At 66.3% G+C, this 4,087-nt stretch carries 1 protein-coding gene and 6 pseudogenes; 5 read left to right on the forward strand and 2 right to left on the reverse strand.

Going from position 1 to position 4,087, the window contains the following annotated elements:
• Positions 1 to 624 precede the first annotated feature (624 nt).
• A pseudogene (locus ACZ3H8_RS40640) lies at positions 625 to 1,190 on the forward strand (IS5 family transposase); the annotation flags it as partial.
• Between the two features lie 72 nt (positions 1,191 to 1,262).
• Here ACZ3H8_RS40640 and tnpA read toward each other — a convergent pair.
• Positions 1,263 to 1,678: pseudogene (gene tnpA / locus ACZ3H8_RS40645) on the reverse strand (IS200/IS605 family transposase).
• Positions 1,679 to 1,704: 26 nt separating this feature from the next.
• On the opposite strand from tnpA, the pseudogene ACZ3H8_RS40650 reads away from it, so the two are divergent.
• The 3 pseudogenes from ACZ3H8_RS40650 to ACZ3H8_RS40660 all read left to right on the forward strand — a co-directional run.
• Positions 1,705 to 1,776, forward strand: a pseudogene (locus ACZ3H8_RS40650) (helix-turn-helix domain-containing protein); the annotation flags it as partial.
• A gap of 185 nt (positions 1,777 to 1,961) precedes the next feature.
• Positions 1,962 to 2,342, forward strand: a pseudogene (locus ACZ3H8_RS40655) (RNA-guided endonuclease InsQ/TnpB family protein); the annotation flags it as partial.
• Positions 2,343 to 2,361: 19 nt separating this feature from the next.
• A pseudogene (locus ACZ3H8_RS40660) lies at positions 2,362 to 2,604 on the forward strand (transposase); the annotation flags it as partial.
• 4 nt (positions 2,605 to 2,608) lie between these two features.
• Here the strand turns inward: ACZ3H8_RS40660 and ACZ3H8_RS40665 are convergent.
• Positions 2,609 to 3,208 carry a GNAT family N-acetyltransferase gene (locus ACZ3H8_RS40665; RefSeq protein ID WP_467410389.1) on the reverse strand — a complete coding sequence of 200 codons (600 nt, stop codon included), beginning with the start codon at positions 3,206 to 3,208 and terminating at the stop codon, positions 2,609 to 2,611.
• 540 nt (positions 3,209 to 3,748) lie between these two features.
• On the opposite strand from ACZ3H8_RS40665, the pseudogene ACZ3H8_RS40670 reads away from it, so the two are divergent.
• Positions 3,749 to 3,955 (forward strand): annotated as a pseudogene (locus ACZ3H8_RS40670) (IS110 family transposase); the annotation flags it as partial.
• Between the last annotated feature and the right edge of the window lie 132 nt (positions 3,956 to 4,087).

The raw sequence follows: 4,087 nt of genomic DNA on the forward strand, positions 1-4,087 counted from the left end.
GTTACTGGGCGTCGTGATGCAGCCGTCGGCCAGTCTGGACAAGCCAGCGGGGCCCATTGTGGTGAAAGCAGACCCCAGCGAGGACTCGGAGCCTGTGCGGCGGATTATGCGTTGGTGTTTCCCGTAGTGGCCGGACTGTGCGCCAAGACCTCTGTCGGATGGGTACGCTGTTGGTCAGAATGGTTTTGGTGGGGCGATGAATGCCGATGGTGCACGGCACCAGGCGCGGGACCGTAGGGCAGTTTGCGCGGGAGGCGACCACTGCGGGCGGTGAGGTGAAACTGGGTCGGCGAGGTCGATGTCTCCTGGAGCGCCACCTTGCAACGACATCGACGCCTCCCCTGGCAGCGGTTCCTGTCCCAAGCGCACTGCGCGCGTTGTCTCAACTTCCTGACGTATTTTCAGGCCCGAAGGCGCGGCGGATCGTTACCTTTGATCCCCCCAAGTGCTACTTGTTTCAGTCGAAGATAGCAGCGCTATGGGCCCATGCGAGAGGAACGGAATCGGCCACCGGAACCCGGTTGTCCGGGTGTGATTTGGCCGCAAGACCACTTACTGATCGTTTCAAAATGAGACCGGTGTGTCGGCTGGCGATTGACGGAGCGTCTGAGCAGGATCTGCGGGGTGTCTGCTGATCCTGTTCCTGATGATCTGTGGGAGCGCATAGCCCCGTTGCTCCCTGCGCACCCAGCGCGACGGCACCGCTATACCGGCAGACTCCGGGTGCCGGACCGGGTCGCGCTGGCAGGCATCGTCTACCTGCAGCGCAAGGGCGTTGCCTGGCGCGATGTCCCGGCCCAGGCCGTGGGCTGCTCCGGAGTCACCAGCTGGCGCCGGCTGCGGGACTGGACCGAGGCCGGGGTCTGGCCCCGCCTGCACGAGGCACTGCTGACCGAGCTGCGGGTGAAGGACGCGCTGGACATGGACGATGCGGCGATCGATGGCTCCCATGTCAGGGCACTGAAAGGGGGGTTCACGTCGGTCCCTCACCGGTCGACCGCGGCCGCCCCGGATCCAAGCACCATGTGATCGTCGACCGCCACGGCACGCCGTTGGCCGTCTCGCTGACCGGCGGGAACCGTCACAACGTCACACAGTTGATCCCGCTGCTGGCGGCGATACCCCGCATCCGGGGCCTGCGCGGGCGCCCGCGCAACCGGCCCAAGCGGCTCTTCGCCGACCGGGTCTACCGGGACTAGTCGCAGTGCATCGGGCCTCAGCCCGGTGGTGGAGCGGTTCTGAGAAGTGCTCTGACGCGCACCTTAGAGCGGACGGTTCTGCTGCTCGATGTACTGACGGACTATCGACAGCGGAGCCCCGCCCACCGATCCCGCGAAGTAGGAGCCGGACCACAGCCGCTGTGCGCGCCAGTAGTGCCGTACGAGGTCGGGGAACTCCTGGCGGAGCCTGCGGGAGCTGACGCCTTTCAACGAGTTGACCAGCTTGGACAGGGCCACCTTCGGCGGGAAGTTCACCAACAGGTGCACGTGGTTGTTCTCACGTTGAACTCCACCAGCTCACATTCGAAGTCCTCGCACACGGCCCGCATGATCTCCTCCATGCGCGTCAGGTGCACGTCCTTGAAGACCTTGTGCCGGTACTTCGTCACGAACACCAAGTGCGCGTGGAGGGCGAAAGCGCAGTGCCGACCAGTACGAATGTTCTGATACTCAGCCATAAACCAACTGCAGTACGGTGATCGGCATGCAGTTGAGGTACAGCTTCCGCCTGTACCCGAACGGACCTCAGCGTGCCGCGCTGGCCCAGGCGTTCGGGTGCGCCCGCGTCGTGTTCAACGACGCGTTGCGCGCTCGTGAGGCCGCCCGCGCCGCGGGCGAACCGTTCCCGAAGACCGGGGACCTGTCCAAGCTGCTGATCACCGAGGCGAAGAAGACCGACGATCGGTCCTGGCTCGGCGACGTGTCCGCCGTGGTGCTGCAACAGTCCTTCCGGGACCCAAAGGGCTCGCCCGTACGCGCCTGGCCAAGTCCGTGCATGACGCGGGCTGGTCAGCGTTCGTCGCGATGCTGGAGTACAAGGCCGCAATGTACGGGCGGCGGTTCTTCCGCATCGGACGCTTCGAGCCGACCTCTCAGGCCTGCTCGGCCTGCGGCGTCAAGGACGGCCCCAAGGCCCTGCACATCCGAGAGTGGACGTGCGGTGCTTGCGGGGCCGTCCTCGACCGGGACATCAACGCGGCGGTCAACGTCTCCAAGGCCGCCGGACTGGCGGTGTCGGCCTGTGGAGCGCAGGTAAGACCGGTACTCGTACCGGCGCAGCGCGGTGAAGCAGGAACCCACCGAGACGGTCAGCCGACCGTGGTAGGAATCCCCACCCTTTAGGGCGGGGAGCGGAAGTCAAGACTACGACAAGTACCGCCGCCTGCTGTGGAAGCGTGGCATCAAGCCCCTCATCGCCCGCCGCGGCGTTGCCCACGGCTCCGGTCTCGGCCGCACCCGCTGGGTGGTCGAGCGGAACTTCGCCTGGCTCCACCAGTTCAAACGACTCCGCATCCGCTACGAACGGCCGGCCGACCTTCACCAGAGCCTTCTCGAACTCGCCTGCTCGATCATCTGCCTCCGACGACTCCGGAAGGCATTCTGAACGATCAAAAAGCGGACGGAAGGTGTTCGAGGCGGGCCACGAGGGAGCCCTTCGTGTCGGGCCAGTCAGGGCCGGTGATGCTGTAGAGCGCGGAGTCACGGATCCAACCGTCGCGCATGACCATGTGCTGGCGCAGGACCCCCTCATGGGTGGCACCGAGGCGGGTGATCGCGGCCCGCGAGGTGCTGTTTCGGACGTCGGTGAGGAACTCGACGCGATTCATCCCAAGCGTCTCGAACGCGTGGGTGAGCATCAGCAGCTTGGCCTCGGTGTTGACGGCCGTACGCTGCCAGGACCGGCCGAGGAAGGTGAAGCCAATCTCCAGCCTGCGATTCGGCAGGTTAACCGCCATGAACCGGGTCGATCCGGCGATGCGCCCCGTGGCCAGGTCGATGGTCGCGAACGCGAGCTGGCTGCCGACGGCATGAGCGGCGAGCGCGTCGTCGATGAATGCACCCACGTCGCGGGGATGGGGGACGAGCGTCACATGCAGCTTCCACAACTCGCCGTCTTGGACAGCCTCGCACAGGCCATCGTGGTGCCCGTGTGTGAGCGGTTCCAGCCGTACGTGTGTGCCCGCCAGCGCTATGGCTTCCAGCTCCATGCCCTACCCCCAGTGATCACCCCGCACTGGGACGTTACCGGCGCGGGCGGACTGAGCGCCGCGTCGACCAGTATGCGGGCACAATGCGCGGGCGAGCATGCCTCAAGCGGCTCACGGTTCAGCCGGTGGCGGCCACCGCCTCGGCCACGCCCTCGCAGTCTCAACCGCGCAACAGCGCCCAGCCGCAACTCCACCGGTTCCCCGCCCACCTCAGGGAATCCGTTGGCGTACTCCCTGATCCACAGAGCCACCTCGTCCGACGCTGACATTTTGAAACGATCAGTAAGTGATGCAGCATGCGGGTCAGTTCCTGTACTGCTGCACCGCATGCGCGGCTCAATCGACTACACCGTCGAGCCGTGTGCGCTTGCGGCGTGCGTATCGGCGGCGACGGCGGGTGCGGCCAGGCGTTCGGGCGCGCCCCGGGTGCGAAGACGCTTCGCGCTGATCACCCGCAGGGCCCAGTCGGCGGCGTGCGTGCGATCGCGGCGGGTAGGGGCAGTGCGCAGGTCATCCAGCGGCATCGCCGCGACGAAGCCAAACAAGCAGCTCAAGCGGGCTTTCTTCCCCTCCGCGTTCGCCGCCCTGGCCGACCCGGCATCGCGGGCTTACTACGACAAGAAGATCGCCCAGGGAAAGCACCACACCCAGGCCCTGCTCCGCCTCGCTCGACGCCGGGCCGACGTCCTCTTCGCGATGCTCCGCGACGGCACCTACTACGAACCTCGGCCCACCAGGTCAGGCTGAATCGCCGAGAATCCGCCTTGCTTCAGCCCACAACTGCGGCCGAGATCGACCTCATGCGCCACCGCGAACAGGTCGCGGCCCAGCGCCGGGCGCTCCCCCAGGGGCCGCCCGTCGACGACTACGTCTTCATCG

Source organism: Streptomyces sp. NPDC002868 (assembly GCF_055563295.1).

Bases quoted from the DNA above. Each gene is read 5' to 3' on its own strand.
- ACZ3H8_RS40665 (WP_467410389.1), bottom strand. From the start codon at position 3,208: ATGGAGCTGGAAGCCATAGCGCTGGCGGGCACACACGTACGGCTGGAA.